At 69.5% G+C, this 1,543-nt stretch carries 1 protein-coding gene and 1 pseudogene; one reads left to right on the top strand and one right to left on the bottom strand.

Going from position 1 to position 1,543, the window contains the following annotated elements; translation table 11 throughout:
• Positions 1–108, bottom strand: a pseudogene (locus CVM52_RS27885) (DNA-3-methyladenine glycosylase 2 family protein); the annotation flags it as partial.
• 96 nt (positions 109–204) lie between these two features.
• Between CVM52_RS27885 and CVM52_RS25635 the strand changes: the two are divergent.
• Positions 205–1,434 (top strand): MFS transporter, encoded by a 1,230-nt coding sequence (locus CVM52_RS25635; protein WP_100165051.1) that lies wholly within the window; start codon positions 205–207, stop codon positions 1,432–1,434.
• The last annotated feature ends 109 nt before the right edge of the window (positions 1,435–1,543 follow it).

Here is a 1,543-nt window from a genome sequence, read left to right as displayed (position 1 = left end):
CGGCCCGGTCTGCGCCAGCGCCCGCTCGAACCGCGGCTCGCGCGCCGCCAGCCAGGCCGCGCCTTCGGCGACACAGGCGTCGCCCTCGATGATCCGTCCCACTGTCATGCCGGTCGTAGCTGCCTCCATCCGCCGACCTTACCCGTGCCGGGCAGCGGCGCAAGGCGCTTGCGCCGACCCCGGTTCCCGACTACGAGGCTGAACATGACAACGATCTCCGACGGTCCCCCGGCCTCTGACAACCTTGCCAAGCGCAACGTCGTCGTGCTGGTCCTGGCCCAGGCGGTACTGGGCGCGCAGATGCCGATGATCTTCACCATCGGCGGGCTGGCCGGGCAATCGCTGGCCGCCAATCCCTGCCTTGCCACGCTGCCGATCTCGCTGATCGTGCTGGGCTCGATGCTGACGGCGACGCCGCTGTCGGCGATCATGCAGAGGTTCGGCCGCCGCGCCGGGTTTTTCGTCGGCGCGGCCGGCGGCTGCGCCGGCGGCATCATTGGGGCGCTGGGCCTTTACCACGCCTCTTTCCCGCTGTTCCTGCTGGGCTCCTTCTGCACCGGCATCTATCTCAGCGCCCATGGCTTCTATCGCTTCGCCGCCGCCGACACCGCCTCGGACAGCTTCCGGCCCAAGGCGATTTCCTATGTCATGGCCGGCGGGCTGGCCGCCGCGGTGATCGGCCCGCAGGTGGTCAAGCTGACCGCGGATGCCTTTGTGATTCCCTTCCTCGGCACCTATGCCGCGGTGATCGCGGTGAACCTGCTGGGCGCGCTGCTGTTTCTGCTGCTCGACATCCCGGCGCCGGCCCCCGCCGCCGCGGGCGCCGATCGCGGCCGCAGCCGCTGGCAGCTGATCACCACGCCGCGCATCGCCGTTGCGGTGATCTGCGCCACCGTCTCCTATGCGCTGATGAACCTGGTGATGACCTCGACGCCGCTGGCGGTGGTCGGCTGCGGCTTTGACAAGAACAATGCCGCCGATGTGGTGACCAGCCATGTGCTGGCGATGTATGTCCCCTCGTTCTTCACCGGCCACCTGGTCGCCCGGTTCGGCGCCCAGCGGATCATGGGTCTGGGCCTGCTGATCCTGGCCGGCGCCGGCGCGGTGGCGTTGCAGGGGGTGCAGCTGGAAAACTTCTTCCTCGCGCTGATCCTGCTGGGGATCGGCTGGAATTTCGGCTTTATCGGCGCCACCACCCTGCTGGCCAGCGCCCATACCCTGGCCGAACGCGGCCGAATGCAGGGGTTGAACGACCTGATCGTCTTCGGTGGCGTCACCTGCGCCTCGCTGGCCTCGGGCGGGCTGATGAACTGCTCGGGCGGCACCGCGATCGAAGGCTGGAACGCGGTCAACATGGCGATGGCCCCCGCGCTGGTCCTGGCCGGCGGCGCGCTGATCTGGCTGGCGCTGCAACCCAAACACCGCGACGCCTGATCCGAACCAAAGACGCCGACCGCATATGCGCGGCGGCAGCCGGTTCTACCAGCGCCCGGTCGCCGCCCGCGCCATCAGCGACAGCCGCCCGGACAGCGCGCCGGGCTCC

Source organism: Pseudooceanicola lipolyticus (assembly GCF_002786325.1).
Lineage (GTDB): Bacteria > Pseudomonadota > Alphaproteobacteria > Rhodobacterales > Rhodobacteraceae > Pseudooceanicola_C > Pseudooceanicola_C lipolyticus.
Note: the sequence above shows the minus strand (reverse complement) of the source record. Positions and strands in the feature narration are given on the sequence as shown.